The organism is Streptomyces sp. NPDC091376 (assembly GCF_044757085.1).
Lineage (GTDB): Bacteria > Actinomycetota > Actinomycetes > Streptomycetales > Streptomycetaceae > Streptomyces > Streptomyces pratisoli.
This window is the reverse complement of record NZ_JBIVUF010000033.1, coordinates 15,161-38,102: the sequence shown is the minus strand read 5'-3', so window position 1 is coordinate 38,102 and position 22,942 is coordinate 15,161. Positions and strand designations below refer to the sequence as shown.

General features: G+C 71.0%; 19 protein-coding genes and 2 pseudogenes. 6 read left to right on the top strand and 15 right to left on the bottom strand.

Going from position 1 to position 22,942, the window contains the following annotated elements:
• From ACIQMR_RS36565 to kdpF, 10 genes and pseudogenes are all read right to left on the bottom strand, one after another.
• Positions 1-192, bottom strand: a pseudogene (locus ACIQMR_RS36565) (hypothetical protein); the annotation flags it as partial.
• Positions 193-293: 101 nt separating this feature from the next.
• Positions 294-815 carry a DUF6099 family protein gene (locus ACIQMR_RS36560; protein WP_401397037.1) on the bottom strand — a complete coding sequence of 174 codons (522 nt, stop codon included), beginning with the start codon at positions 813-815 and terminating at the stop codon, positions 294-296.
• A gap of 125 nt (positions 816-940) precedes the next feature.
• A complete protein-coding gene (locus tag ACIQMR_RS36555; RefSeq protein ID WP_401397034.1) occupies positions 941-1,312 on the bottom strand; it encodes a nucleotide pyrophosphohydrolase in 372 nt (123 codons plus the stop codon).
• The gene (locus tag ACIQMR_RS36550) at positions 1,309-2,445 is read right to left on the bottom strand and encodes an ATP-binding protein (RefSeq protein WP_401397031.1); all 1,137 of its coding nucleotides are present in this window, start codon (positions 2,443-2,445) and stop codon (positions 1,309-1,311) included. The genes ACIQMR_RS36555 and ACIQMR_RS36550 overlap by 4 nt, the downstream gene beginning before the upstream one ends.
• A 67-nt stretch (positions 2,446-2,512) precedes the next feature.
• Positions 2,513-2,932: a cell division protein SepF gene (locus ACIQMR_RS36545; protein ID WP_266387846.1), complete on the bottom strand. Its 420-nt coding sequence runs from the start codon at positions 2,930-2,932 to the stop codon at positions 2,513-2,515.
• Between the two features lie 95 nt (positions 2,933-3,027).
• On the bottom strand, positions 3,028-3,711 hold the full coding sequence (locus ACIQMR_RS36540) for a response regulator (protein WP_401397027.1): 684 nt from the start codon (positions 3,709-3,711) through the stop codon (positions 3,028-3,030).
• Between the two features lie 121 nt (positions 3,712-3,832).
• Positions 3,833-4,507, bottom strand: a complete 675-nt coding sequence (locus ACIQMR_RS36535) for a potassium-transporting ATPase subunit C (RefSeq protein ID WP_401397024.1) — start codon at positions 4,505-4,507, stop codon at positions 3,833-3,835.
• A 5-nt stretch (positions 4,508-4,512) separates the two neighbouring features.
• Positions 4,513-6,678: a potassium-transporting ATPase subunit KdpB gene (gene kdpB / locus ACIQMR_RS36530; protein ID WP_401397022.1), complete on the bottom strand. Its 2,166-nt coding sequence runs from the start codon at positions 6,676-6,678 to the stop codon at positions 4,513-4,515.
• Positions 6,675-8,339 (bottom strand): potassium-transporting ATPase subunit KdpA, encoded by a 1,665-nt coding sequence (gene kdpA, locus ACIQMR_RS36525; protein ID WP_401397019.1) that lies wholly within the window; start codon positions 8,337-8,339, stop codon positions 6,675-6,677. Before kdpA ends, kdpB begins: the two co-directional genes overlap by 4 nt.
• Before the next feature lie 8 nt (positions 8,340-8,347).
• Positions 8,348-8,437: a K(+)-transporting ATPase subunit F gene (gene kdpF / locus ACIQMR_RS36520; RefSeq protein ID WP_266387857.1), complete on the bottom strand. Its 90-nt coding sequence runs from the start codon at positions 8,435-8,437 to the stop codon at positions 8,348-8,350.
• Positions 8,438-9,263: 826 nt separating this feature from the next.
• On the opposite strand from kdpF, the gene ACIQMR_RS36515 reads away from it, so the two are divergent.
• The 3 genes from ACIQMR_RS36515 (at position 9,264) to ACIQMR_RS36505 (ending at position 14,516) form a co-directional block, all read left to right on the top strand.
• Positions 9,264-9,803 (top strand): hypothetical protein, encoded by a 540-nt coding sequence (locus ACIQMR_RS36515; RefSeq protein ID WP_401397016.1) that lies wholly within the window; start codon positions 9,264-9,266, stop codon positions 9,801-9,803.
• 86 nt (positions 9,804-9,889) lie between these two features.
• Positions 9,890-12,316: a SpoIIE family protein phosphatase gene (locus tag ACIQMR_RS36510; RefSeq protein WP_401397014.1), complete on the top strand. Its 2,427-nt coding sequence runs from the start codon at positions 9,890-9,892 to the stop codon at positions 12,314-12,316.
• Positions 12,317-12,440: 124 nt separating this feature from the next.
• Complete coding sequence (locus ACIQMR_RS36505) at positions 12,441-14,516, top strand: SpoIIE family protein phosphatase (protein WP_401397011.1); 2,076 nt, start codon at positions 12,441-12,443, stop codon at positions 14,514-14,516.
• Here the strand turns inward: ACIQMR_RS36505 and ACIQMR_RS36500 are convergent.
• Positions 14,494-15,129: a TetR/AcrR family transcriptional regulator gene (locus ACIQMR_RS36500; RefSeq protein WP_401397008.1), complete on the bottom strand. Its 636-nt coding sequence runs from the start codon at positions 15,127-15,129 to the stop codon at positions 14,494-14,496. The two genes, ACIQMR_RS36505 and ACIQMR_RS36500, sit on opposite strands and share 23 nt — an antisense overlap.
• Before the next feature lie 129 nt (positions 15,130-15,258).
• On the opposite strand from ACIQMR_RS36500, the pseudogene ACIQMR_RS36495 reads away from it, so the two are divergent.
• Positions 15,259-16,116, top strand: a pseudogene (locus ACIQMR_RS36495) (DMT family transporter); the annotation flags it as partial.
• A 102-nt stretch (positions 16,117-16,218) separates the two neighbouring features.
• On the opposite strand, the gene ACIQMR_RS36490 reads toward ACIQMR_RS36495, so the two are convergent.
• Positions 16,219-16,854, bottom strand: coding sequence for an aldehyde dehydrogenase family protein (locus tag ACIQMR_RS36490; RefSeq protein WP_401397040.1), 636 nt, complete (start codon positions 16,852-16,854; stop codon positions 16,219-16,221).
• Positions 16,855-17,480: 626 nt separating this feature from the next.
• Here ACIQMR_RS36490 and ACIQMR_RS36485 point away from each other — a divergent pair.
• Positions 17,481-18,182, top strand: coding sequence for a DUF899 domain-containing protein (locus ACIQMR_RS36485; RefSeq protein WP_401397005.1), 702 nt, complete (start codon positions 17,481-17,483; stop codon positions 18,180-18,182).
• Between the two features lie 140 nt (positions 18,183-18,322).
• On the opposite strand, the gene ACIQMR_RS36480 is transcribed toward ACIQMR_RS36485, so the two are convergent.
• A complete protein-coding gene (locus tag ACIQMR_RS36480; RefSeq protein WP_401397002.1) occupies positions 18,323-18,865 on the bottom strand; it encodes an FABP family protein in 543 nt (180 codons plus the stop codon).
• Positions 18,866-19,262: 397 nt separating this feature from the next.
• On the opposite strand from ACIQMR_RS36480, the gene ACIQMR_RS36475 reads away from it, so the two are divergent.
• Positions 19,263-21,839, top strand: coding sequence for a Pls/PosA family non-ribosomal peptide synthetase (locus ACIQMR_RS36475; protein ID WP_401396999.1), 2,577 nt, complete (start codon positions 19,263-19,265; stop codon positions 21,837-21,839).
• On the opposite strand, the gene ACIQMR_RS36470 is transcribed toward ACIQMR_RS36475, so the two are convergent.
• Positions 21,795-22,130, bottom strand: coding sequence for a hypothetical protein (locus ACIQMR_RS36470; protein WP_401396996.1), 336 nt, complete (start codon positions 22,128-22,130; stop codon positions 21,795-21,797). The genes ACIQMR_RS36475 and ACIQMR_RS36470 overlap by 45 nt on opposite strands.
• 157 nt (positions 22,131-22,287) lie before the next feature.
• Positions 22,288-22,923: a DUF1345 domain-containing protein gene (locus ACIQMR_RS36465; protein ID WP_401396993.1), complete on the bottom strand. Its 636-nt coding sequence runs from the start codon at positions 22,921-22,923 to the stop codon at positions 22,288-22,290.
• Positions 22,924-22,942 lie beyond the last annotated feature (19 nt).

Here is a 22,942-nt window from a genome sequence, read left to right as displayed (position 1 = left end):
CTTTGCCGCTCGTAGGTCGCTGCCCTGACCATGTCTTGGCCCCTGTCCCCCAGGGCGATGAGCTCCATGGGTAGATACGGTACCGGATCTGAAGAAGGCGTCGAAGCCGAGGTCCTCGGTGGCCTTGGCGACGGTGAGCAGGGTGTCGTAGGAGGCCCCTTGCTGGGGCTCGGTGAAGATTCGAAGGTCCATGCGTCCATCCTGCACCGCCGCACGTCCGTCAACCTCTCGGTGCCGGGTGGGGACGGCATGCCGTGGCCGGGTTCACCCGGCGGGACGGGGCGGGCCCGGTCTCAGGGCGGGCTCGCCGTCGGCTCCGCGGGATCGCCGCGGCCGGGGGCGATCTGCCGGTCCCGGGTGCGGTCCCGGACCGGCTCGTGCAAGGAGAGGCGGCGCAGCATCGCGCGGACCCGGTCGCTCGACTCGTCGGCGGCGTCGATCGCTTCGATGCACTGCCAGTACAGACCTTCCTCGTCCGTGGCGCAGGCGACGCCGACGAGCGCCATCCCGACCTCGCCGAGCAGCGTGCCCAGTGCGGTCAACGCACGTCCCGGGTCGGCGACTTCGGTGAGCTGCGCGGCTCTGGGGCCGCCGGTGCGCAGCACACAGCCGTCGGTGAGTCCGCCACCGCGGCCGCCGGCCTCGCTCAGTCCGCGCGCCTCACCTCTGAGCTCCTGCGGGCCGCGCACGGCCAGTTGACTTCCGATCGCCTGGGCGAGGGCCTGTGTCTGCCAGGCCTCCGCCACGACGTCGAGCGCGGCACGGCACTCCGCGAGTGCCCGCCTGCCGGCCGCGATGAGCCTCTCCGCATCCATGTACGCCGCCCCCGTTCGTACGAACTTCCGCCCATTCACTCACTACCCAGAGTGAAGGTGCTCCAGACGAAAAGCCAGGGGAATTCGGAAATCTGTGGACAGGAGGCCGACTGGGGAAAGATCCATCACTCCGAAGAGTGACGATCGTGCGGTGTTGGTCCGCTCGACGGCCGCTCGGCCGCCGGGAAGCGGAGTTCGTTGCGGTCGATCTTCTCGGCGAGGGCGGTCAGCGCGTCGACACCGAGCACCTCGCAGAACTGGAGGAGATACGCGAGCACGTCCGCCACCTCGTCCGCCACCCGGTGCGCCTGGCGCGGATCGTCCATCACCCGCGCCGACTCCTCCGGCGTCAGCCACTGGAAGATCTCGGCCAGTTCGGCTGCCTCCACCGTGAGTGCGACCGCCAGATTCTTCGGTGTGTGGTAGGGCTCCCAGTTCCGTGCCGCCGCGAACTCGGCCAGTCTGCGCTGCAGTGCTTTCACATCCGGTTCCGTCACCGCACCAGGTCTACCACCGTCACTCCCGCGATCTCCCGGGCGGCCGCCGCCTCCCCCACCGCCCCCACCAGTCGCAGATGCCCGTCGGCGCAGATCGAGGCGGCCAGCGAGGCGAGTTCACGAGCCTGGGCGCTGTCCAGGCAGCGGTCGAGGCCGTCCGCGAGGACGGTGAGCGACTGCAGCGCTCCCGGGACCTCCGCGGCCGGGTCGACGGCGAGCACCCCGGGTCCGGTGAGCAGGACGAGGGCGAGGGCGAGGAAACGCAGTTCGCCGTCGCCGAGGCGGCCGAGCGGAGTGGTCGGGTCCGGCCCGTCCTGCGCGCCTCTTGCGAGGACCGCGCGGACCGTTCCGTCGGTGAGTTCCTCGATGCCCACTTCCGTGACCGGGCCCGCGCAGCCGGCACGGGCCACGGAGGTGAGCCGTGCGTGCCGCCGTGTGCATTCGTGGCGGGTGCGGTGCAGCACCTCCGCCAGGTTGTCGCAGCCGCGCCTGAGCCGCCCTTCCCCGGGCCGCACCGGTTCGCGCATGCGCTCGGGCCGCGGATCGCAGGCGAACACCGACCGCAGCGCCACCACGACCTGCTCGGCCGCGGCCAGCACCTGCCGCTGCCCCTGCGTGCTGCCCGCGACGCGCAGCGGGAGCAGTGCCGTGCCGAGCCGGTCGTCGGGCAGCGGGGCGCGGGTGACCCGGTCGGCGCCCGCCGTGTGCCAGGCGGCCTGGACCGAGGAGCGTCCGGGGTCGCGCAGCGCCGTGCTGAGCAGGGTCTGTCCCTGGCCGGTCAAACGCTCGCCGACGATGCGGAGTCGGGGGTCGGCCTGTACGGCGAGGTCCAGACGTACGGGACCGGCCGGGCCGTCGACGGTGCAGCCGATCCTGAATCCCCGTCTGCCCTGGTCGTCGCGTTCCGAGCGCTCGGGGACGCAGGCCGCCGGGTCCGGGAAGACCTCGTCGAGCGCCGCACCCGCGCCGAGCCGGGCCAGTGCCTCGTAGGCCCGCAGGGCGGTCGACTTGCCGCTGCCGCTCGGGCCCGCGAACAGCGTCACGGGGCCGAGCGGGAAGACACGGGCACGATGCGCGGCGAAGGCGGAGAGCCGCAGTTCGGTGAGGGTGGGGCGGGGGCCTGTGACGTCCATACGGGGGAACGCTACGCAGCGTCGCACGGCGCTCCGCACGCCGAACCGTTACGTCTGAACGGTCTTCCTACGAATGGGGGACGGCCGCCGCCGCGAGGCCGTCGACCTCCGTGCCCGCGGGGGCGAGCAGGAACACGTTCCGGTCCACCCGGTGCATGCCACAGCCGAGGCCGAAGACGACTCCGCTGCTGAAGTCGAGGATCCGCTTGGCGACGTCGGTGTCCGCGCTCGTGAGGTCGAGCAGCACGGGGATCTGCGCGATGAGGTACTCGGCGACCTCGCGTGCGTCCGCGAAGACCTGGACGCGCAGGACGACCATCCGTCGCTGTTCCGCGGCGGCGTCGTCGTACGCGCCGTCCATGGCGTCCCGCGGGATCGTGTGATGGTCAACGCGTGACGGCCACTCGTTGCGCCCGCGCAGCGGGACGACCTGGGCGAGGCCCTCCCACTGCTCGTCGGTGACGTCGTACCTCTCGTACCTGCTCATGCGACCATCTTCGCGCTCCTCACCCGTTCGGCCCAACAGCGACACGGGCGAGTCGGCACCCGGGTCGTCCGGGCGCCGACGTCACCGACGGGGTGTCAGCTCTCGAAGCGGTAGCCCATGCCCGGTGCCGTGACGAGATGCCGCGGGTGGGAGGGGTCGGCTTCGAGCTTGCGTCTCAACTGAGCCATGTAGACGCGGAGATAGTTGCTCTGAGTGCCATAGGCGGGACCCCAGACCTCCTGGAGGAGCTGTCTCTGGCCCACGAGCCGGCCGCGGTTGCGGATCAGCACTTCCAGCAGATGCCACTCGGTCGGGGTGAGGCGCACATCACGCCCCTGCCGTATGACCTTCTTGGCCGGCAGGTCGATGGTGAAGTCCTCGGTCGTGACGATCAGAGACCGTTCACCGGGCGGTGCGGGGAGTGCCCGGCGGGCCGACGCGCGCAGCCGGGCGAGGAGTTCGTCCATGCTGAACGGCTTGGTGATGTAGTCGTCGGCGCCCGCGTCGAGCGCGGCGATCTTCTCGTCCGAGGTCCGGCGGGCGGAGACGACGAGGACGGGCACCCGGCTGTGGACCCGCAGTGCGTGCAGGACGTCGATGCCGTCCATGTCCGGCAGTCCGAGGTCGAGGAGGATGACGTCCGGCGCGAACTCTCCGGCGAGGCGCAGGGCACTGGCCCCGTCGGTCGCGGTGTCCGCGTCGAAGCCGCGCGCCTTCAGGTTGATCACGAGAGCCCGTACGAGCTGTGGGTCGTCCTCGACCACCAGCACCCGGGTCATTGGTGCGCCCTTTCTGTCGTGCGGCCCGGGCGGCGGACGGCCGATTCGCCTCGGCCGCGCCCGCTGCCCGGTCCGGTCGCTCCGACCGGTCACGTCGACCGGTCGGAGCGTCCGGTCGGGATCACTTCTCGGTGAGCTGCTTCAGCGCGATGTTGAGCTGGAGCACGTTGACCCGGGGCTCGCCCGCGAAGCCGAGGGTCCGGCCCTGGGTGTGGTCGGCGACGAGCTTGTCGACCTGGGCGACGGTCAGGTCGTTCTTCTCGGCGACGCGGTGGATCTGGAGCTTCGCGTACTGCGGGGAGATGTCCGGGTCCAGGCCGGAGCCGGAGGAGGTGACGGCGTCGGCCGGCACGTCCGACGGCTCGACCTTGTAGGTGGCCGTGGAGTTGTCCTTGACGACGGCGGCCTTGGCGTCCTTGACCCACTGGATCAGGTCCTCGTTGTCACCGGAGCGGTTGGTCGCGCCGGAGAGGATCAGCGAGTACTGGGTGTTGACGCTGTTGCTGCCGAGGCCGTTGGACGGGCGCGGCTGGAACCACTTGAGGTCCGGGACCGCGGCCTCCTCCGCGTCGTCCGGGTTCTTCTTCGGCAGGTTGTACGTCTGCCCGATCAGCGAGGAGCCGACGACCTTGCCGTCCGCCGTGATCTCCGAGCCGTTCGCCTTGCCGGGGAACAGGCCCTGGGCCACGCCCGTGACGACCAGCGGGTAGATGACGCCGGTCACCAGGGTCAGTACGAGCAGGGCGCGGAATCCGGCCCCGATCAGCCGTGCCGCGTTTCCAAACGAATTGTTCATGGCGATCAGCCGATTCCGGGGATGAGGGAGATGAGAAGGTCGATGATCTTGATGCCGATGAACGGGGCGACGAGGCCGCCGAGTCCGTAGATCCCGAGGTTGCGGCGGAGCATCTTGTCCGCGCTGGTCGGCCGGTAGCGCACGCCCTTCAGGGCGAGCGGCACGAGGGCGATGATGATCAGCGCGTTGAAGATGACCGCGGACAGGATCGCGGACTCGGGCGAGGACAGCTGCATGATGTTGAGCTTGTCCAGGCCCGGGTAGACCACCGCGAACATCGCGGGGATGATCGCGAAGTACTTCGCCACGTCGTTGGCGATGGAGAAGGTGGTCAGCGCGCCCCGCGTGATGAGGAGCTGCTTGCCGATCTCGACGATCTCGATGAGCTTGGTCGGGTTTGAGTCGAGGTCCACCATGTTCCCGGCCTCCTTGGCGGCCGAGGTACCGGTGTTCATCGCCACACCGACGTCCGCCTGGGCCAGCGCCGGGGCGTCGTTGGTGCCGTCGCCCGTCATCGCGACGAGCTTGCCGCCGGCCTGCTCCCGCTTGATGAGCGCCATCTTGTCCTCGGGGGTGGCCTCCGCGAGGAAGTCGTCGACGCCCGCCTCTTCGGCGATCGCCTTGGCGGTCAGTGGGTTGTCACCCGTGATCATCACCGTACGGATGCCCATGCGGCGCAGTTCCTCGAACCGCTCGCGCATGCCGTCCTTGACGACGTCCTTCAGGTGGATGACACCCAGCAGGCGGGCGCCGTCGCCGTCCTCGGCGGCCACGAGCAGCGGTGTGCCGCCCGCTTCGGAGATGCGGTTCGCGATCGCGTCGGCGTCGCCGGCGACCTCGCCGCCCTGCTCCTTGACCCAGGAGATCACGGAGGCGGTGGCGCCCTTGCGGACCTTGCGCCCGGTCCCGTCCTCGACGAGGTCGACACCCGACATCCGCGTCTGGGCGGTGAACGGCACCCAGGTGGCGTTCGACAGCTCGCCCTGGTGGCGCTCGCGCAGGCCGTACTTCTCCTTCGCGAGGACGACGATCGAGCGGCCCTCGGGGGTTTCGTCGGCGAGCGAGGAGAGCTGGGCCGCGTCGGCGAGCTCGGCGGCGGTGACGCCCTTGACGGGGACGAACTCCGCGGCCTGGCGGTTGCCGAGGGTGATGGTGCCGGTCTTGTCGAGCAGCAGCGTCGACACGTCGCCGGCGGCCTCGACGGCGCGGCCGGACATGGCCAGCACATTGCGCTGGACGAGCCGGTCCATGCCGGCGATGCCGATCGCCGAGAGCAGTGCGCCGATGGTGGTCGGGATGAGACAGACCAGCAGGGCCACGAGCACGATCATCGTCTGCGGGGCGTCCGCGTACGTCGCGAACGGCTGCAGCGTCACGACCGCGAGCAGGAAGACGATCGTCAGCGAGGCCAGCAGGATGTTCAGCGCGATCTCGTTGGGCGTCTTCTGCCGGGCGGCGCCCTCGACCAGGCTGATCATGCGGTCGATGAAGGTCTCGCCCGGCTTCGTCGTGATCTTGATGACGATGCGGTCGGACAGGACCTTCGTACCGCCGGTGACGGCCGAACGGTCGCCGCCGGACTCGCGGATGACCGGGGCCGACTCACCGGTGATGGCGGACTCGTCCACCGAGGCGACGCCCTCGACGACGTCACCGTCGCCGGGGATGATGTCGCCGGCCTCGCAGACGACCAGGTCGCCGATGCGCAGGTCGGTGCCGGGCACCCGCTCCTCGGTGCTGCCGTCCTTGCCCAGACGGCGCGCCACGGTGTCGGTCTTGGCCTTGCGCAGGGTGTCCGCCTGCGCCTTGCCGCGGCCCTCGGCCACGGCCTCGGCCAGGTTGGCGAAGATCGTGGTCAGCCACAGCCAGGCGGCGATGGCCCAGCCGAACCAGTCGGACGGGTTCATGACCGCGAAGACCGTGGTCAGCACCGAGCCGACGAGGACGACGAACATGACCGGGGACTTGATCATCACCCGGGGGTCGAGCTTGCGGATCGCGTCCGGGAAGGACTTGACCAGCTGCTTGGGGTCGAACAGGCCCGCGCCTACGCGCCCGGCGTCGGGCTTGTGCCCGGTGGGAACGTCCTGGTGCGGGGCCCGGGTGGGCGTGGCCGTCGGACTCGGTGTCATGGAGCCGGGCTCCTCTTGCTTCTTTACGTCGGTGGTCATGACGCCAGCCCTTCGGCGAGCGGACCCAGCGCCAGGGCCGGGAAGTAGGTCAGACCGGTGATGATCAGGATCGTGCCGACCAGCAGCCCCGCGAAGAGCGGCTTGTCCGTGCGCAGCGTGCCCGCGGTGGCGGGGACCGGCTTCTGCTCGGCGAGCGAACCGGCCAGCGCCAGGACGAACACCATCGGCAGGAACCGGCCCAGCAGCATGGCCAGACCGATCGTGCTGTTGAACCACTGGGTGTCGGCGTTGAGACCCGCGAACGCGGAGCCGTTGTTGTTGGCGCCGGAGGTGTACGCGTAGAGGATCTCGGAGAAGCCGTGCGCGCCCGAGTTGGTCATCGAGTTGACCGGGGTCGGCAGGGCCATCGCCGCGGCGGTGAAGCAGAGCACCAGCGCCGGGGTGATGAGGATGTAGCAGGCCGCGAGCTTGATCTCGCGGGTGCCGATCTTCTTGCCGAGGTACTCGGGCGTGCGGCCGACCATGAGACCGGCGATGAAGACCGCGATCACGGCCATGATCAGCATGCCGTAGATGCCGGAGCCGACACCACCGGGGGCGATCTCGCCGAGCTGCATGCCCAGCATGGTGATGCCGCCGCCGAAGCCGGTGAACGAGGAGTGGAAGGAGTTGACCGCGCCGGTCGAGGTGAGCGTCGTGGCCACGGCGAAGATCGACGAACCGCCGATGCCGAACCGGGTCTCCTTGCCCTCCATGGCGCCGCCGGCGAGGTCGAACGCCGGTCCGCCGTGGTGGAACTCGGTCCACATCATCAGCGCCGTGAAGCCGATCCAGATCGTCGCCATGGTGGCGAGGATCGCGTAGCCCTGCCTGAGCGAACCGACCATGCGGCCGAAGGTGCGGGTCAGGGCGAACGGGATGACCAGGATCAGGAAGATCTCCAGCAGGTTGGAGATCGGGTTGGGGTTCTCGAAGGGGTGGGCCGAGTTGGCGTTGAAGTAGCCGCCACCGTTGGTGCCCAGCTCCTTGATGGCCTCCTGCGAGGCGACGGCGCCGCCGTTCCACTCCTGGGTGCCGCCCATGAACTGGCCGACCTCGTGGATACCGGCGAAGTTCTGGATCGCGCCGAGCGCGACCAGCACGATCGCGGCGACCACGGAGATCGGGAGCAGGATGCGGACGGTGCCGCGCACCAGGTCGGCCCAGAAGTTGCCCAGCTCACCGGTGCGGGAGCGGGCGAAACCGCGGACCAGCGCCACCGCGACCGCGATACCGACGGCCGCCGAGACGAAGTTCTGCACCGCGAGACCGCCGGTCTGTACGACGTGGCCCATGGCCTGCTCGCCGTAGTACGACTGCCAGTTGGTGTTGGCCACGAAGGACGCGGCGGTGTTGAACGCCTGGTCCGGGTCGATGGCGGAGAAGCCGAGCGAGCCGGGCAGGCTGCCCTGGACGCGCTGCAGCAGATAGAGGAAGAGGACGCCGACGGCGGAGAAGGCGAGGACGCCGCGCAGATAGGCGGGCCAGCGCATCTCCGTGTTCGGGTTGGCGCCGATGGCCTTGTAGATCCACTTCTCGACACGCAGGTGCTTGTCGGAGGAGTAGACCCTGGCCATGTAGTCACCGAGCGGACGGTACGCCAGCGCGAGCGCCGCGATCAGCGCGAGCAACTGGAGCACACCAGCAAGTACGGGGCTCATGTCAGTTCTCAGAACCTCTCCGGCTTGACGAGGGCGAGGACGAGATAGCCCAGCAGGGCGACGGCGACGAGCAGGCCGACGATGTTCTCGGCAGTCACAGCTTCGCCACCCCCTTGGCAACGAGAGCCACCAGCGCGAAGACCGCGATCGTGGTGACGACGAAGGCCACGTCGGCCATCGTGTGCTCCTAGATGAGGCTCGGAAATACGGATCGGACCGTTAGAGGAAACCTCGGTATCGAGCTCCTGAGCGCGCCGTTGACGGCGCCCTTACGGCCACTGACACGTCCTTGACGGGACTCATACGCGTGTCGCGTCGACGTCCGGGAACGTGCAGGCAGACGGCACGTGCACACGCTCCGCGGACGCCCCCGGCGTGCCCGGCGGCGGGCCGGTGACCGCGATATCCGGTCACCGGCCGGCCGCCGGGAAGCCCTGCCGGGCCCCGGCGGGCCCTGAGCGGCCCCGCCGGGGCCGGTGCGGACGGTGACCGCGCGGACCTCGTCGCGGAGTGTCACGTCGCGGAGTGTCACGTCGCGGAGTGTCACGGCCGCGGACAGGGCCTCGCTGATCCGCCGGGCGGGACGGCACCGGAACGATCACCCGGGGACCGCTCGCGGTGCGGGCGCCCGGGGATGCGTGTGTGCCCCGCTTCCCGCGGCTTCGTGGCGCCCGCTCCCCGCGGCTCGCCGTCGGCACCGGCGCGTTCTTCGCGCCGCCCTCCCCGCGCGGCTCGCCGTCGGCACCGGCGCGTTCTTCGCGCCGCCCTCCCCGCGCTTCACGCACGCGTGACGGCCCGCGCCACCTGCCCCCGGCAGGACAGCGGTCAGGCCGCCGTCAGGCCGCCGTCAGGAGCGGCCCCCGCGGCGTCAGCGGTGCGTCAAGGAGCACCGCCGGCCGGGTCCGTGTGCTTAGCGTCGCCGTCATGGGACGACGTATCTCTCCCGTCATGCTGCCGCCGCCGGGTGCGGCGGCCCACGACGAGGACTGGGCCGGTCACGCGCGGGACGCGCTGCGCTGCGCCGCCCTGCTCCTGGGCCTGCTGCTCGTCATCGACGCGGGCGCGGGCCATCTCGACGGGCCGCGCGCCCTGTTGTGGACCGGCCTTTCCGTGCTCCTGTTCGTGATCCTCGTACCGCCGCGGGTGTCCGCGGGAGCGGGCTGGCTCGCCTCCCACGGCCTGCTGCGCCGGCAGCTGGTACGCACGGACCGGCTGGTGTCCGTGCGCTGCTCGGACGGGGTGGCGCAGCGCCTGGTGCTCCGTGACGCCGACGGCCGCCGGGTCGAGGTCGACCCGAGGGTGTTCCTCGCCAATCCCGCGCTGTGGCACCGCCTGGACCAGGACTCCCGCGCCGGCCGCGAACGCGGGACGCTGCTGTGCGGGGAGACGGCGCTGCGGGCGCTGTCGGAGCGGATCGACCGCGAGACGGCTCACCGGGTGTTCACGGTCTCGGGGCTGGAGTAGGCGCACGTTCCCGGGTGAACATGCGTCAGGCGGGCCAAGGTCATCAGCACGTGCGCAACCGACGGAGCCGGTGGAGCATGAGAGTGATGACCGGATCCGTGACCCTGATCAGTGAGAGTCCCGAGGACCCGTTCTCGCTGGGTCGCGCCGTCTCCGTCGTGCTGGACGAGCAGGGCACGGTGGTCGGCTGGAGCGAGCGCGCCCGGGAGCTGCTGGGGTTCACGGACGAGGAAGCCCTGGGCAGGTCGGCCGGGGACCTCCTCGTCGACGCCCTCGACCTCGCCGTCGTACGGGAGGCGGTGGAGCTCTGCGTCAGGCACGGCGGCTGGTTCGGGGTGCTGCCCGTACGCGACCGCGAGGGCCGCAGGCTCGGCCTCGGCGTCCGGGCGCGCCGGGTGATCCGGGCGGGGCGCGGTGACGAGTGGCTGCTGGTGGCGGCGCCTGCCGACGAGGTCGCCCGGTGGGAGATCGACCGGTCGGTCCTGGAGGGACTGTTCCACACGTCCCCGATCGGCGTGGCCGTGCACGATCCGGCCCTGACGATCCTGGGCATCAACCGGGCCATAGCGAATCTCGGCGGCATCACCGGCGAGCAGGCGCGCGGGCACCGCATCGGTGACTTCCTGGTACGCGCGGACGCGGAGACGATCGAGGCCCGGTTGCGGGAGGTGCTGGAGACCGGGCGGCCGATGATCTACACCGAGCAGTCGTGCCGGCTGCGGATCGACCCGGGGCGCGAGCGGTACGTCGCCGTGTCCGCGTTCCGCATGGAGGATTCCGCCGGCCGGACGCTGGGCGTGACGCAATTGGTCGAGGACGTCACCGACCGGCACCGGGCGCGCCGCCGGCTGGGGATGCTGAACGAGGCGAGCGAGCTGATCGGGACCACGCTGGACGTGGAGACCACGGCGCAGGAGCTGGTGAACGTCGCCGTACCCGGCATCGCGGACTGTGTGACCGTCGACCTCCTCCAGGCGGTCGGCCTGGGCGAGGTGCTCCTGCCGCGCATCGGTCCGCTGCGCAGGGCGGCGTTCAAGTCGGTCGCCCCGTACCCGGAGCGGGTCATGTACCCCATCGGCACGCTCAGGACGTTCCCGCCGGACACTCCGCAGGCCCGCTGTCTGGCGACCCGGCGTCCGGTGCTGGTGGCCCGCTTCGATCCCGACGACCCGACGGTCGGCCTGGACCCGGAGCGGACCGAGCACGCCCGCACCCTGGGCGTGCACTCGCTGATGGTGGTGCCGCTGACCGCCCGCGGACTGGTCCTGGGGCTCGTGTGTCTGTGGCGGTACGTCGCCCCCGAGCCGTTCGAGGAGGACGATCTCACGCTGGCGAACGAGTTCGGCGCGCGTGCGGCGGTCTCGATCGACAACGCCCGCCGCTACACGGCGGAGCACCGTACGGCGCTGGCGCTGCAACGCCGTCTGCTGCCGCGCGAGTTCCCCTCCCATCCGGCGGTCGTCGTCGCGCACCGCTATCTGCCGGCCGGTGGCACGGCCGGGGTCGGCGGGGACTGGTTCGACGTGATCCCGCTCTCCGGGGCCCGGGTCGCGCTGGTCGTCGGCGACGTCGTGGGGCACGGCATCAACGCGGCGGCGACGATGGGCCGGCTGCGTACGGCGGTACACACACTGGCCGACCTCGATCTCGAACCCGACGAGGTCCTCTCCCATCTCGACGACCTCGTGACGCGGCTGGCCGGCGAGCAGGAGCCGGGCGACGAGGACTCCCCCGGCGAGCAGGTGGTGGGCGCCACCTGCCTGTACGCCGTGTACAACCCGGTGTCCCGCCTCTGCACGGTCGCCCGCGCCGGGCATCCGCCGCCCGCGGTGGTCGCGCCGGACGGCGAGGTGAGCCTCCCCGACCTGCCCGCCGGCCCTCCGCTCGGGCTCGGGGGGCTGCCGTTCGAGTCCGCGGACCTCCAGCTGCCGGAGGACAGCGTCCTGGCCCTGTACACCAATGGGCTCATCGTGGGTGACGCCCGTGACATCGACGTCGGGCTGGACCGGCTCTCGGCCGCGCTGGCCGGCCCGCACCGGCCGCTGGAGGAGATCGCCCAGGCCGTGGTGGACGCGCTGCTGCCCGCGCGGCCCACCGACGACGTGGCGCTGCTCCTGGCCAGGACCCGGACGCTGGCACCGCGGCAGGTCGCCACCTGGGAGCTGCCGGCGGAGCCGACCGCGCCGGCCCGTGCCAGGGGGCTGACCGCGCGGCAGCTCGCCGAGTGGGGCCTGGACGACATGGTCTTCACCACGGAGCTGATCGTCAGCGAGCTCGTCACCAACGCCTACCGCTACGCCGGCGGACCCGTGACCCTCCGGCTCATCCGGATGCACCGTCTGATCTGCGAAGTGTCCGACCCCAGCAGCACCTCCCCGCATCTGCGGCGGGCCCGCAGCACCGACGAGGGCGGCAGAGGGCTGCTGCTTGTGGCACAACTGACCGCACGATGGGGTACACGACACGCGCACGAGGGCAAGACTGTGTGGACCGAGCAGGAACTGCCCGGCTGACCGGCGCGGCCGAAGCTGCGCACGGCTGAGCGCGGAGGGACGATGGAGTGCGCCCAGGTTTCCGGCGGGGGTGGGCTCGGCCTGCACACATGCCCTGGGAAGGTGGCGGGAGGAGCGGCTGCGGATGAGTGGTACCGAAGCGTTCCCCGGTGACCTGGTACCGAGTGTGGAGGTCGGCCCTGCCCCGCCCGGCGGGCTGCTCGACGTCCTCGGGCTCGCCCCGGTGGTGCTCGATGCGGAGGGGCGGATCGCGCTGTGGAGCCAGCAGGCCGAGGAACTGCTGGGGTACACCGCCGAGGAGGCCCTGGGGCAGTTCGCGCTCCGGCTGCTGGTCGAGGACCAGCACATCGAACTCGTCCTGGAGCTCTTCTCCCAGGTGATGGAGAGCGGTGAGAACTGGGCCGGGGTGTTCCCGGTCCGCCGCAAGGACGGCGCCATGCGGCTGCTGGAGTTCCGCAACATGCGGCTGCAGGACCAGCACGGCGGCTACTACGCCCTGGGGCTGTCCACCGACCAGGAGACGCTGCGCAAGGTGGAACGCGACCTGGCGCTCTCGGTGCGGCTGGTCGACCAGTCACCGATCGGTCTGGCCGTGCTCGACCCCGATCTGCGGTGCATCACCGTCAATCCCGCGCTGGAGCGGGCCAGCGGCCTCCCGGCGGCGCAGCACATCGGCCGGCGGGTGAGCGAGACACTGCCGTTCCTGGACGCCGTCCGGCTGGAGGCCGCGATGCGCAGGGTCCTGGAGTCGGGGACGCCGCTGGTGGACCGGCAGGTGATCGGCCGTGCGCCGGCCGACCGCGAGACCGAGCGGGCCTGGTCGGTCTCGCTGTACCGGCTGGAGGATCCCCGCGGCCGGATTCTGGGGGTGGCGGCCTCCGTGGTGGACGTGACGGACCGGCATCACGCGGCCAAGGAGGCGGAGCGGGCCAGGCACCGGCTCGCCCTGGTGGCCGACGCGTCGATGCGTATCGGGACCACCCTGGACCTGTGGGAGACCGCGCGGGAGCTGGCCGACGTCGCCGTGCCCGAGCTCGCCGACATCGCCGCGGTCGACGTCCTGGACTCCGCCGTCGAGGGCCGCCGTGAATCGGTGCAGGCCGGAGGCACGGCGGTGTTCCGCGCGCTCGCCGTCGCCGCGGCCTACCCGACGGTCGCGGTGCAGGCCGCCGACCCGCCGGGCGACATCACCCGCTACGAGGCCGACCGGCTGGTCACCCGCTGTGTGCAGACGGGCGAGCCGATCGTGGTGCCCCATGTGGCCAACGAGGACCTGCCGGGCATCGCGCGTGACGCCTCCGCCGCGGTACTGCTGGCGGCGGCCGGGGTGCACTCCTATCTGGCCGTGCCGCTGATCGCCCGCGGGGAGGTGCTCGGCGCGCTGGACCTCAAACGGTTCCGCAACCCGCTGCCGTTCGACGCCGACGACGTCGTGCTGGCCAGCGAACTGGCCGGCCGGGCCGCGGTGTGCATCGACAACGCGCGCTGGTACCAGCAGCAGCGCAATGCCGCTCTCGCGCTGCAGCGCAGTCTGCTGCCCCGGCATCCGCCGCATCTGGTCGGCCTCGAGGTCGCCTCCCGCTACCAGCCGGCCGGCTCGGTCAGCGAGGTCGGCGGCGACTGGTTCGACATCCTCCCGCTGAACGGGGACAAGACCGCCCTCGTGGTGGGTGACGTCATGGGCAGCGGCATCAACGCCGCCACGGCCATGGGGCGGCTGCGCACCGCCACGCAGACCCTCGCCTCGCTGGGCCTGGATCCCGAGCGGGTGCTGCACCAGCTCGACGCGATCGCCGGCGAGCTGGAGCCCTACATCGCGACCTGCCTGTACGCGCTGTACGACCCCCACGAGGGCCGGTGCAGCATCTCCACGGCCGGTCATCTGCCGCCGGTGCTGCTGCGGCCGGGCGAGGCGCCCGTACTGCTCGATCTGCCCACCGGGGTCCCCCTGGGCGTCGGCGGCGTGGACTTCCACGCCGTCGGCTTCGACCTGGCGCCCGGTGACACGCTGGTGCTCTACACCGACGGTCTTGTCGAGACGCGGGACCAGGACATCGACACCCGGCTGCATGTGCTGCTGACGCTGCTGTCGGAACCGCCCGCCGGGCTGGAGGACACCTGCGACCTGCTGCTGGAGTCGCTGCGGCAGGGGCCCGGGCAGGACGACGTGGCCCTGCTCATCGCCCGCGTGCTCGGCTGACGGCGGCCGCGTCGCACAGCGAACGGGCCTGTTCCCGTGCGGCGCCGAACGGGTCCGGGAAGACGTCCAGCCCGTGCGCGACGAGCGCTCCCTCGTGCAGGAGCATGAGGGAGCGGCCCAATGCCTCGGCGTCGTCCGGCGCGGCGGCGCGCGCCAGATCGGTGAACAGGCCGAGCATCCATGCCTTCTGCCCGGTGATGACGGCGCGGGCGGGATGCCGCGGATCGTCGATCTCCGCATGCGCGTTGACCATGCTGCACCCGCGTGGTCCGTTCTGTGCCGACCAGTCGCGGGAGGCGTCGAAGACGGCGAGGATCCGGTCCGCCGGTGAGGCTCCGGCCTCCGCCAGGTGCTCGGCGAGGACGTCCCGCCAGCGCTCGTCGCGCGCCGCGAGGTACTCCACGACCAGCTGCTCCTTGGAGCCGAAGCGGTCGTAGAGGGTCTTCTTGGTCACTCCGGCCTCGGCGGCGATCAGGTCCACCCCGACGGCGTGGATGCCGTGGTCGTAGAAGAGCCGTGAGGCGGCGTCCAGGACGCGGTGCGCGCCGGGGGTCATCGCGATCCGGTGCGGCGGAGCGGGGGTGGGGGCGGGGGTGTGCGGCGGACGGGCCATGACGACGAGTATACCGATCTGTATAGTGGGTCGGGAGTAGACAGATCTGTTTACCGATGTGTCCGTCCTCTGGCCGCCCCGCCGGCGGCCGGTCCGCCCGCCGGCGCACCTCCCCGGATGGTGACCGTCATGAACGTGCTCCTCTCCGCCGCCTTCGTGGTCTGCTGGAGCTCCGGCTTCATCGGGGCCAAGCTCGGCGCCGGCAGCGCTGCCGCGGTGACCGTGCTGATGTGGCGCTTCGTCCCGCTCGCCGCGGTCCTCGCCGTGGCCGCAGCGGTGTTCGCGCGGGCCTCCTGGCGCGGGCTGACCGCCCGAGACCTGCTGCGGCAGTCGGTGATCGGGACGCTGTCGCAGAGCGGCTATCTGCTCACGGTGTACGGAGCGATCCAGCTCGGCGTCTCCACCGGCACCACCGCCCTCGTCGACGGCACCCAGCCCCTCGTCGCGGGCGCACTCGCCGGGCCGCTGCTGCGGCAGCACGTCCCGGCCCGGCAGTGGTGGGGCCTGCTCCTCGGGGTGGCCGGCGTCGCCGTCGTCACGCTCGCCGACGCGGGTGCGGCGCAGGGGGTCCCGCCATGGGCCTACGCCGTGCCGTTCCTCGGCATGCTCTCGCTGGTCGCCGCGACGTTCCTGGAGCGCCGTACCCGCACGGACGTGGCGCCCTCGGTCGCCCTCACGGTCCACTGCGCCACCAGTGCCGTGGTGTTCACCGTCCTGGCCGCGGCCACCGGGTCGATGACGCCACCCGCCGACGCCTCCTTCTGGACGGCGGTCGCCTGGCTGGTGCTCCTCGCCACCTTCGGCGGCTACGGCCTGTACTGGCTGATCCTGCGCCGCTCCGGAGTGACCCGGGTCAACACGCTGATGTTCCTGATGGCACCGGTGACGGCCCTGTGGGGAACGCTCGTGTTCGACGAACCCTTCGGCGCGCAGACCGCGGCCGGCCTGGTCCTCGCCCTCGCCGCGGTGGTCATCGTGCACCGCGGCGGGGACCTCGGCGAAGCCCGCCGGGACCGCTCGGTCCGGGATGACGCTCCGTCATGCGGCCGAGGGTCCCGAGCCGGTGGGCCGGCCGCCGCCTGCCACCGGCTATCGCTGGATCGTTCCGGGGGTGATGACGACGTGTTCGTACTCGATGAAGTCGTCCATCACCGCCGTGTCGTGGACCTCGCTGTCGAGCGCGCACGGCACGTCGGAGGCGGCGACCAGATACCGGGCCCCGTTCGCGTGTTCCTCGGTGAAGCCGTTGACGACACCGCGCGGCAGGGACTCGATCTCGGACAGGATGCCGAAGACCAGCGCGTTCACCAGGGCGGTCTGCCCCGGCATCCGCACCACGCTGGTCGTGCCGGCCGCCAGGGCCGGGGCGAGGGAGCAGATGAGGAGGACGACCGGGGAGTTGCGGGGAACGACGATTCCCGCCACGCCCCGGGGGCGCCGCAGAACGAGTGAGCATCTGCCCGGGGCGACTTCGAGGGCACGGCCGTATCCGGTACGGATCAGTGAGGCGAAGTAGCGCAGCCGGGACGGCACCGTCTCCGCCTCGAAACGCGCGTGCTGCCTGCGTTTCCCGTTCTCCTGGGCCAGCGCGTCGGTCAACTGCCCCATGTGTGAGGTGAAGACGTCGGCCATCTCGTGCAGGGTCCGGGCGCGCAGATGCCGGTCGTCCTTCCAGCGCGTCTCCCCGAACGCCCGCCGCGCCGCGGTGAGTGCGCGGGCCGCCATCTCGCGTCCGTCGTCGGCGTACCCGCCGCCGGGGGTCTCCCCGGCGGCCTCGTACGCGCCGTCCATGTGCCGGCCGCCCGAGCCGATCCAGGCGCCGTCGATCCAGTGCAACGCGGTCCCAGTCGTCATGGCTCACTCCCCAGGTTCGTCCGGAGCGATGAGTGACGGACACGTCGCCGGGGGTGGGGTGCAGCTGCTTCGACATGACCGCCGTACCAGCCGACGCCGCCCGCGGCGTACCGCGCAGCGACCCGCATCATCGCGTGTGCGACGACGCCGCCGGTGTGCCCGAATACGCTGATCTCGCTGATCGGTCTCGTGGAAGAGTCATTCGAAGTGCCGCGACGCCCGAAGCGTCCGGTGGGATCTGCGCGCAGACATCTCAGATGCCGTTCTCACGATGTTGCCGTCCCTCAGGGCATCCCGCAACGCGAGGGCACCGCCGGGTCCTCGCAGGGCCCCCGCTCCGGTCCCGTGCCGCATACGGACGCAGAGGACGCCGGGCATCGACGTGCGCCCGTGCCGAAGGCGCCCGACCCTGGACGCAGGAGGATGGCGGGCGCCGCCCGGCTCGTCCTTCTGGCCCGGCGCACGAGCGAGGACCGAAGTGGAAGGTGAACATCACGATGAACACGCCTCCGGTCGTTTCACCGCAGGAGTGGGAGGCTGCCCGCCTGCAGCTGCTCGTGGAGGAGAAGAAGCTCACCCGCGCCAGGGACGCCCTGGCCGCCGAGCGCCGGCGGATGCCCTGGCTGGCGGTGGAGAAGGCGTACGCCTTCGACGGGCCCGAGGGCAGGGTGAGTCTGCTCGACCTCTTCGCGGGCCGCCGTCAGCTGATCGTCTACCGCGCCTTCTTCGAGCCCGGTGTGTCCGGCTGGCCCGACCACGCCTGCCGCGGCTGCTCCATGGTGGCCGACCACGTCGGCCACCTGGCCCATCTGAACGCCCGCGACACCACCCTCGTCTTCGCCTCGCGCGCGCCGCAGCCGGAGATCGAGCGCGTGAAGGCGCGGATGGGCTGGACGATTCCCTGGTACACGATCACCGACGCGTTCGACACCGACTTCGGTGTGGACGAGTGGCACGGCACCAACGCGTTCATCCGCGACGGCGACAGCGTCTTTCGTACGTACTTCATCAACGCCCGGGGTGACGAGGCGCTGGGGAGCACCTGGAGCTACCTCGACATGACGGCCCTCGGGCGGCAGGAGGAATGGGAGGACTCGCCCGCGGGCTATCCCCGTACCCCGCCGTACGCATGGTGGAACTGGCACGACGAGTACGGCGACGCCGGGCCGGCGCCGGAGCGGGTGGACCGGCAGGACTGAGCCCGCCGGTCCGGTGGAATGCCACCGGGAAACCGCGGGACCGCGGGATCGCGGCTCCGCTGGGGCCCGTTGACCGCTGATGACGATGGTGAGGCAGGGCACGGTACGCACACGCGTGCCCCCACCGCGCGCCCCTGGCCTCAGTCCCCGCGTCGGAGCCTGGCCGACAGGTGATGCTGCAGCGGCTGCCCGACCGCGGCGAGATCGTGGACGAAGTCGAGTGTGTCCTCGTCCGCCAGGGTGTAGCGGCGACGGGTGGCGTCGACCTCCTTGGCGGTGGGCGCCAGCGCCACCTGATGGGTGGTGAGGTCGACCGCGCCGTCGCCCGCACGGCCGACCGAGATCTCCGCGATGCCCGTGGGCTGGGTGATCAGTGCTTCCACACGCCCGTCGGGCTGCAGCCGCCACCAGCCGCTCTCCCGGGCCGACGGCCGCAGCGGGTTTCCGTCCGCGTCGAGGAGCCAGGCGCGGGCCTCGTAGTGGAGGAACGGCCGCCCGTCATGACTGAAGGTGACCTCCTGCGCGTACGCGAACTCCTCGGCGAGCGTCGGATACTCGCCGCGGCCCGTGCCCACCCAGGTGCCGAGGAGCCCGGTCACCGGTGCGAGCAGTGCGTGCGGCTCGGGTGCCTGGTCCGCTCGCAGCGCGTCGGGGTACGGGTGCTTCCGGACGGGGTCGGACATGATGCGCGCTCCTGGGTCGAGGCCGGTGCCGGGTGCAGCCTAGGGCGTCGGTCCACCGGCGCCCGGCAGTCGGCCCCGGGCGGCGGCCGGTGACCGCCCGGCCCGCCGGCGCCGAAGGGGCGGGGCGCCTCACTCGTTCGGCGGAGTCCCTCCACCGCCCGGAGCGGAGCAGGCGGGCGCGGGTACGTACGGGCCCCCGCGACGGCCGCGCCGTGGCGGCGGGACGGTTCCGGTGGCACCCCGCCAGGGGGCGGCTGACACTGACAGTCCGTCTCCTGCGACCAGGAGACGGACGCACAACCTCGTGGCTTCCCGGGGTGCCGGCTCCGGCCGTTGTCGGTGCCGGCGCGGGCCCCGGCGTCGGCCAAGGGGGCCGACGTATCCGCAAGGAGCTCGCATGGTGGAGAAGTCCGTCGAGGTCTTGACGCCCGAGCCCGAGGAATCCGGGCTCTCCCGGCGCGGCGACGCCGGTCCGGTGACGGGCACCGGGACGGGTCTCGCCGAGGTTCTGGCCGATGTCATCGGCGTCGAGCAGGTGTCGCCCGACAGCCACTTCTTCGACGACCTCGGAGCCAATTCGCTGGTCATGGCCCAGTTCTGCGCCCGGGTCAGGAAGCGGGACGACCTGCCGTCGGTGTCGATGAAGGACATCTACCAGCACCCGACGCTCGGGCGCCTGGCCACGGCGCTGGCGGACGCGGCCCCCTCCCCCGCCGCACCGCCGGTCCCCGAAGGGGTGCCGGTGCTGGAGGCACCCGAGGCGGCGATACCCGCCGGCACTCTGCGGTACGTCCTGTGCGGCGTGGCACAGCTCCTGATATTCCTCGGCTACACCTTCGTCGCCGGACTGATCGCCGTGCGGGGCTACGAATGGGTCGCCGAAGGCTCGGGCCCGGTCGACCTCTACGTCCGCTCCGCCCTGTTCGGCAGCGCCGGTCTGCTGGCCATGTGCGTGTTCCCGATCGCGGCCAAGTGGATCCTCATCGGCCGCTGGAAACCCCGCGAGTTCCCGGTGTGGGGACTGACCTATCTGCGCTTCTGGACCGTCAAGGCGCTCATCCACGCGAACCCGATGGTCTTCTTCTCCGGCAACCCGATCTTCGTGCTGTATCTGCGGGCACTGGGCGCGCGCATCGGCAAGGGTGTCACGATCCTGACCCACACCGTTCCGGTCTGCACCGACCTGCTCACCATCGGCTCCGGCACGGTGATCCGCAAGGACGCGTTCCTCCTCTGCTACCGGGCGCACGCCGGACGTATCCAGACCGGCCGGATCACCATCGGACGGGACGCCTTCATCGGCGAGAAGACCGTGCTCGACATCGGCACCTCGATGGGTGACGGCTCGCAACTCGGCCACACCTCCGCGCTGTACAGCGGACAGTCGGTGCCGAGCGGTGAGCGGTGGCACGGCTCCCCGGCGCAGCCCACCCAGGTCGACTACGTACGGGTCGAACCGACGGGATGCGGCACCTGGCGCCGGGTCGGCTACGGCCTCACCACCGTCCTCCAGACGTTCTTCCTGTACATGCCGCTGAGCATCGGCATCGCCTACACGGTCCTGACCCGGCTGCCGGTGGTGGGAACGATGCTGGCTCCGGGCCCGGCGGACCTCACCTCGGCCGGCGTCTACGTCCACGCGCTGCTCGTGTCCGCCGTGTTCTTCTTCGGAGCCGTCGTCCTCGGCATGGCCGTGCTGTACACCGTTCCCCGGCTGCTGAACCTGATCGTCGAACCGGACAAGGTCTATCCGCTCTACGGACTGCACTACTCGGTGCATCGCACGATCGCGCGCATGACCAACGTCAAGTTCTTCGCCTGGCTGTTCGGGGACAGCTCGTACATCGTCCACTACCTGCGCGGCCTCGGATACGACCTGTGCCGGGTCGAGCAGACCGGATCGAACTTCGGCTCCGAGATGCAGCACGAGACGCCGTATCTGAGCACCATCGGCAGCGGGACGATGATCGCGGACGGCCTCTCGATCCTGAACGCGGACTACTCCGGCACCTCCTTCCGCGTCTCACGGACATCGATCGGGGCGCACAACTTCCTCGGGAACAACATCGCCTACCCCGCCGGGGCCAGGACGGGCGAGAACTGCCTCCTCGCCACGAAGGTGATGATCCCGCTGGACGGCGAGGTGCGTGAGGGAGTGGGGCTGCTCGGCTCGCCCTGCTTCGAGATACCGAGGTCGGTCGAGCGCGACTCCCGCTTCGACCACTTCAGGACCGGGGGCGAACTGCGCCGCAATCTGTCGGCGAAGAACCGCTACAACATCCGCTCGATGACAGGCTTCCTGTTCCTGCGCTGGCTGTACGTGTTCCTGCTGACCGTGACCGGCCTCGTCACCGTCGACCTCTACGGCATCTTCGGGCCGGCGGCGATCGCCCTGTACCTGGCGACGGCGCTCGCCTTCTCCGCCCTCTACTACGTCGTGGTGGAGCGGTGCATCGTGGCCTTCCGCGCTCTGCGACCGCAGCTGTGCTCCATCTACGAGCCGTACTTCTGGTGGCACGAGCGCCTCTGGAAGGTTCCCGACGAGTACCTCGAGATCTTCAACGGAACTCCGTTCAAGAACGTGATCTGGCGGCTCCTGGGTGTCCGGATCGGCCGCAGGGTGTTCGACGACGGCTGCTATCTGACCGAGCGGACCCTCACCACCATCGGCGACGACTGCACGCTCAACGCGGGAAGCAAGATCCAGTGCCACTCCCAGGAGGACGGCACCTTCAAGTCGGACTACAGCTCGCTCGGCACCGGTTGCACCCTCGGCGTCGGCGCCCATGTGCATTACGGCGTGACCATGGGCGACGGCGCGGTGCTCGCCCCGGACTCGTTCCTGATGAAGGGCGAGGAGGTCCCCGCACGCGCCCGGTGGGGCGGAAACCCGGCGGTGGAGGAGATCTCCACCGCGAACCCGCCGGTCTCAGCCCTCGCGCGGCTCAGTGTGACCGGCGGCCCGGGCGCCTGAGTCCTTGCGTTCCGCGAACAGGAAGAGGGCCGCGGCGGCGGCGGGGAAGACGAAGCCCATGTTCATACAGGCCGTGACCGTCTCGCCGGAGGCTCCGGCGATGCGGGGAATGCCGTTGAGGGGCATCAGGGCGTAGAGGCACAGCAGACCGTAGGCGCGAAGTCGCATGCCCGCCTGTCGCTTCCGTATCCACGGCGGACTCCAGCCGGACAGCATCGCCACCGGCACCGGCAGCATGACCGCCGATGCCACGGCGAGTGCGATCGAGTAGTAGAGCGGGTTGCCGTTCATCCCGGCCCTTTCGTCGCTGTGCGGCGGGGGCCGCCGGAACAGGGGGCAGGGAGCCAAAGGTATGTCAGCGGGCCGTCAGGGCCGTCGCCCACGGCCCGACACTCCAGCGATGCACTCCGTTGCGCGCGGGCCGAGGCGCCGATGGCGTGCTCGCCTGTCAGCCCGTGACGATCCCGGTGACGAGGTTGATGGTGGTGGCGAGGATGCTGGCGCCGAAGACGTAGGACAGCAGGCAGTGGCGGAGGGCGATCGCACGGATCGCGGGACTCGACACGTCGGTGTCGGAGACCTGATAGGTCATTCCGAGGTTGTAGCTGAAGTACAGGAAGTCGCTGTACTGCGGCGGGTCGTCGGTGTTGAAGTCGATCCCGCCCTTGGGCGGCAGATAGAAGAGGAACGCGTAGCGGGTGGCGTACATCAGGTGGAGGGCGGCCCAGGCCATGAACACGCCGCAGAACGCCGTGGCGGCCGCGGCGTGGCTCAGGTCCGAGTGGCCGACCAGGAGCAGCACCACGATGCCGACCAGTCCGCAGACGGCGGTCCCGACGACCGCGAGTTCTTCGAGAACGGGCCGGAACTCCTCGCGCCGTACGTTGCGAAGGGTGGCGGCGGCGTCCATGGGCCACAGGGCGAACCATCCTGTGACGACGAAGAGCGTCTCCGCCGCGGCGATCCCGGCGAGGATTCCCAGCAGCGGGTGGGCCAGGAAGGCGACGAGCGTGCCGATCGCCGATCCGAGGACCGTCGCGCCCGCGAGCCGGGGGACGGCGGAAAGCACCAGCCAGTGGTTCATGGCGCCTCGCGTGTGATGC

What these genes read in the sequence shown, in the direction of transcription:
- ACIQMR_RS36505 (WP_401397011.1), top strand. Translation starts at nt 12,441, where the DNA reads ATGAGTGGTACCGAAGCGTTCCCCGGTGACCTGGTACCGAGTGTGGAG.
- ACIQMR_RS36535 (WP_401397024.1), bottom strand. Translation starts at nt 4,507, where the DNA reads ATGAACAATTCGTTTGGAAACGCGGCACGGCTGATCGGGGCCGGATTC.
- ACIQMR_RS36550 (WP_401397031.1), bottom strand. Translation starts at nt 2,445, where the DNA reads ATGGACGTCACAGGCCCCCGCCCCACCCTCACCGAACTGCGGCTCTCC.
- kdpB (WP_401397022.1), bottom strand. Translation starts at nt 6,678, where the DNA reads ATGACCACCGACGTAAAGAAGCAAGAGGAGCCCGGCTCCATGACACCG.
- ACIQMR_RS36540 (WP_401397027.1), bottom strand. Translation starts at nt 3,711, where the DNA reads ATGACCCGGGTGCTGGTGGTCGAGGACGACCCACAGCTCGTACGGGCT.
- ACIQMR_RS36480 (WP_401397002.1), bottom strand. Translation starts at nt 18,865, where the DNA reads ATGTCCGACCCCGTCCGGAAGCACCCGTACCCCGACGCGCTGCGAGCG.
- ACIQMR_RS36515 (WP_401397016.1), top strand. Translation starts at nt 9,264, where the DNA reads ATGGGACGACGTATCTCTCCCGTCATGCTGCCGCCGCCGGGTGCGGCG.
- ACIQMR_RS36465 (WP_401396993.1), bottom strand. Translation starts at nt 22,923, where the DNA reads ATGAACCACTGGCTGGTGCTTTCCGCCGTCCCCCGGCTCGCGGGCGCG.
- ACIQMR_RS36485 (WP_401397005.1), top strand. Translation starts at nt 17,481, where the DNA reads ATGAACACGCCTCCGGTCGTTTCACCGCAGGAGTGGGAGGCTGCCCGC.
- kdpA (WP_401397019.1), bottom strand. Translation starts at nt 8,339, where the DNA reads ATGAGCCCCGTACTTGCTGGTGTGCTCCAGTTGCTCGCGCTGATCGCG.
- ACIQMR_RS36500 (WP_401397008.1), bottom strand. Translation starts at nt 15,129, where the DNA reads ATGGCCCGTCCGCCGCACACCCCCGCCCCCACCCCCGCTCCGCCGCAC.
- ACIQMR_RS36475 (WP_401396999.1), top strand. Translation starts at nt 19,263, where the DNA reads ATGGTGGAGAAGTCCGTCGAGGTCTTGACGCCCGAGCCCGAGGAATCC.
- ACIQMR_RS36490 (WP_401397040.1), bottom strand. Translation starts at nt 16,854, where the DNA reads ATGGCGGCCCGCGCACTCACCGCGGCGCGGCGGGCGTTCGGGGAGACG.
- ACIQMR_RS36470 (WP_401396996.1), bottom strand. Translation starts at nt 22,130, where the DNA reads ATGAACGGCAACCCGCTCTACTACTCGATCGCACTCGCCGTGGCATCG.
- ACIQMR_RS36560 (WP_401397037.1), bottom strand. Translation starts at nt 815, where the DNA reads ATGGATGCGGAGAGGCTCATCGCGGCCGGCAGGCGGGCACTCGCGGAG.
- ACIQMR_RS36545 (WP_266387846.1), bottom strand. Translation starts at nt 2,932, where the DNA reads ATGAGCAGGTACGAGAGGTACGACGTCACCGACGAGCAGTGGGAGGGC.
- ACIQMR_RS36510 (WP_401397014.1), top strand. Translation starts at nt 9,890, where the DNA reads ATGACCGGATCCGTGACCCTGATCAGTGAGAGTCCCGAGGACCCGTTC.